Annotated in this window: 3 protein-coding genes; all 3 read left to right on the top strand. The window is 58.7% G+C overall.

The genetic code is table 11. The features are described 5' to 3' along the window. The first annotated feature begins 169 nt into the window (after window positions 1–169). The 3 genes from NW860_RS00005 (at window position 170) to NW860_RS00015 (ending at window position 3,284) form a co-directional block, all read left to right on the top strand. The gene (locus NW860_RS00005; RefSeq protein WP_414511851.1) at window positions 170–1,711 is read left to right on the top strand and encodes a cryptochrome/photolyase family protein; all 1,542 of its coding nucleotides are present in this window, start codon (window positions 170–172) and stop codon (window positions 1,709–1,711) included. Between the two features lie 86 nt (window positions 1,712–1,797). Then, window positions 1,798–2,319 carry a transcriptional regulator NrdR gene (gene nrdR / locus NW860_RS00010; RefSeq protein ID WP_414511852.1) on the top strand — a complete coding sequence of 174 codons (522 nt, stop codon included), beginning with the start codon at window positions 1,798–1,800 and terminating at the stop codon, window positions 2,317–2,319. 152 nt (window positions 2,320–2,471) lie between these two features. Continuing rightward, the gene (locus NW860_RS00015; protein ID WP_414511853.1) at window positions 2,472–3,284 is read left to right on the top strand and encodes a hypothetical protein; all 813 of its coding nucleotides are present in this window, start codon (window positions 2,472–2,474) and stop codon (window positions 3,282–3,284) included. Window positions 3,285–3,388 lie beyond the last annotated feature (104 nt).

Here is a 3,388-nt window from a genome sequence, read left to right on the forward strand (position 1 = left end):
GCAGCAGCAACAGCGCCGCCATCCCCAGTCCGGCCCAGGCCTTGAGCAAAGGGATCCCCCCCGGTCCTCTTGCCCCCGCCAGCCAACTGGATGCCCTCTCCATTGCCTTGGCCCTGATTCCCGACGCTACACTCAACTTGGGCTGCCCTTAGACAGTACCCACCTCCCCATGACCGTTCCACCCTCTAGTCCCACAGGCGTCTGGATCCTCCCCGATCAGCTCCACCCGCAGCAAGCTGCCCTTGCCTCTCTCTCGGATCTACCCCCCCACCGCGTTCCCGTTCTTTTCATCGAATCCCACGCCTGGGCCAGCTCCCGCAACCATCACCAGCAAAAGCTGGTCCTGGTCTGGTCGGCCATGCGCCACTTTGCCCAGGAATTGCAGCAGCGCGGCCACCCCGTCACCTATGTGGAAGCCGAGGGCTATGCCGAGCCTCTACAAGCCTGGGCCAGGCAAAACCGGTTGCAACAAATCCGCCTCATGCAGCCCGCCGACATCCCCGTCCGCGAGGAGGTGGAAAAGCTAAGATCCGTCCTCCCCTGCCCGCTCCTAGTCCTAGAAAACAACCACTTCCTATGGACAGCTCGCCAATTTATCGACTGGGCCCTAGGCCGCAAGCGCCTCCTCCTAGAGGACTTCTACCGTCAAGGGCGCAAACGCTTCCGCATTCTGATGGACGGCTCCCAGCCCCTCGGCGGGCGCTGGAATTACGACCGGGAAAACCGCCAGCCTCCCCAGCCTGGCCGGCGCTACCCTCCCCCTTTGACGTTTCCCCCCGATGCCATCACTCAGGCGGTGATGGAGAAAGTGCGGCGACGTTACGGCCACCACTTCGGATCCCTGGAAGGCTTTGGCTGGGCTGTTACTCGCACCCAAGCCTTGCAGGTGCTTGAGGACTTCATTCAGCACCGCCTGCCTTACTTCGGTCCTTGGCAGGACGCCATGCAAGCCGGGGAAGACTTCCTCTACCACTCCCTCCTTTCGCCCTACCTCAACCTAGGACTTCTCACCCCCCACGAAGTCATCGCTGCTGCCGAGCAGGCCTACCATCGCGGCGGGATCCCCCTCCCTTCGGCCGAAGGCTTCATCCGCCAGATCCTGGGCTGGCGAGAATACCTGCGCGGCTTCTACGAATACCAAATGCCCAACGGCTATGCCCAGAAGAACTTCTTCGGCCACCACCGCCCCCTGCCCCAGTTCTTCTGGACGGGCGAAACCGACATGGCCTGTCTGCGGCACACCCTCGGCCAGATTCGTCGCCACGGCTACGCCCATCACATCCAGCGGCTGATGGTACTCAGCAATTTCTCGCTCATTGCCGGCATCCAGCCCCAAGCTGTAGAAGCCTGGTTTCACGATGTCTTCATCGACAGCTACGACTGGGTGATGCAGCCCAACGTCATCGGCATGGGCCTTTTTGCCGACGGCGGCATGCTTTCCACCAAGCCCTACGCCGCTTCTGCCCAGTACATTTGCAAAATGAGTGACTACTGCCGCCGCTGCCGCTACAATCCCAGCGAGAAGGTTGGCGAACGGGCCTGTCCCTTCAATACCTTCTACTGGGATTTCCTGTTGCGCCATCGTTCTCTCTTGCTTCCTCTGGGAAGGATGAAATGGGTACTAGCCCACCTGGATCGCCTGCAGCCAGGGATCAAAGCCCAAATCCAAGCGCAAGCCGCTGCTTGGTGGGAGTCCACGTCCAATGCCTAGGGGCAACTCCCTGGGCCTGCTGTTTGGTATTCACTAGAATTGGAGACCCTTTTTCGCGTGCTACTTGGTTCTAAGGAGCCCACGTCATGAAATGTCCCCGCTGCGGCAAGCAAGAAATCCGTGTTTTGGAGTCCCGTTCGGCAGAAGGTGGCCAAAGCGTGCGGCGGCGGCGGGAATGCATGTCCTGTGGCTATCGCTTCACCACCTATGAGCGCATCGAATTCATGCCCATCATGGTCATTAAACGGGATGGATCCCGGGAGAGTTTTAACCGCAACAAGATCTTACAGGGGGTGATGCGCGCCTGTGAGAAAACTCCCGTGACCCTTAAGCAAATGGAAGAGCTGGTCAACGAGATCGAAGAGAAGCTCCAATTAGAAGATGTGCAGGAAGTAACCACCCTCCGCATTGGCGAGATGGTTTTGGAGCGCCTGCGGCATCTGAGTGAAGTGGCCTACCTGCGCTTTGCCTCTGTGTATCGTCGGTTTCGAGACATCAAAGACTTTGCTCACGAGTTGGAACAGTTAGAGCAGTTGGAACGACCGTCGCGCCGGGATTTAGAGCGCCTCCTCCAGGACTCCCTTGCTTCAGAAGGGAGCACAAAGTAGAGAAAATGCTCTCCAGGGGCTCCCATTCGCAAAGCTTGGCGCTATGCTTGGGGTAGCAATCGCTGCTTGCCCTAGGCCTAGCGCTAGGCAGGCGGGGGTAGGCGGCGTTTAGCACTACCCTTAGAAGATCCAGATTTCACAGTGTAGGTCTTATGCAACACAACTTTCGGGCTTCCAGCCTCTCTGTAGCTCCTAGCAGCAACAACAGCTTTCCCTCTCCCGAGGCCCTGGAAACTGAGCCTAGGCCTGGGACAGTGCCGCTCCGGGTACATCAACAAATGGCCGAAGAGCTGGAGTCTGCCCGTCAACAGGTAAGCCGCCTCTCCTTGGAAAATCAGCGCTTGCGCACCTTGCATCAGCAGTTGTCTGGAGAAATTGCCGCCCTCGAGCAAGAAATTCAGGGACACGTGGGCCAGATCCTAAAGCGCCTGCAGCAACTTAACCTGCGGCTTGCTGACTCAAGTCAACAAGCTGCTGCTTCCGAAAGAGAAGCTACTACAGCGTCCTGGCGAAGGGATAACCCAACCTCCTCGCCCTACGACTTTCTCAATCGCCTTAAGCAGCGCCAAGCCCGCAGCGAAGCTTCACCCTTCTCCAGCAATGGCTACTCTCCTACCTTGAGCTTAACTGGGCCCCCTTCTGAGTCGCTTCACCAAGCCCACTTCTCCGCTGTTCCCACCTGCCCTCCTCATGAAACCCCTGCCGTGCCCCCTTCGCCCCAGGCTAAGTACCAATTTCCTTCTCTAGAGGAGCTAATGCAGAACAGGGGGAATCCAGCTCTCTATCCCAGCGAAGCCTACCAGCGTCCCCGGGATCACCACCATGGCTCCCAAGGATCCCCCCTACTTTGGATAGCAGCAGCTATCGTCTTAGTGGCTGGCTCTTTTGGACTAGGATTCGTAGCAGTGCAACCCTTCTTGCATAGCAGTTCCCCCTCTCCTCAAGCACCGTCGGCAGGCCCCTAGTAACAAGCAGGAAGAGCAGCCCCTTTTTGGTGAGAGGGGGCGTGGTGGAGTCTGGCACCGAGCTATTTTTCCGGAGGGTCACCCCTCCAGTAGGTTCGCCGCTG

This window comes from Synechococcus sp. F70.1, from assembly GCF_047502745.1.
Taxonomy (GTDB): Bacteria; Cyanobacteriota; Cyanobacteriia; order Thermostichales; family Thermostichaceae; genus Thermostichus.

Excerpts from the sequence above, each read along its gene's own strand:
- NW860_RS00005 (WP_414511851.1), top strand. The coding sequence starts at position 170 with ATGACCGTTCCACCCTCTAGTCCCACAGGCGTCTGGATCCTCCCCGAT.
- NW860_RS00015 (WP_414511853.1), top strand. The coding sequence starts at position 2,472 with ATGCAACACAACTTTCGGGCTTCCAGCCTCTCTGTAGCTCCTAGCAGC.
- nrdR (WP_414511852.1), top strand. The coding sequence starts at position 1,798 with ATGAAATGTCCCCGCTGCGGCAAGCAAGAAATCCGTGTTTTGGAGTCC.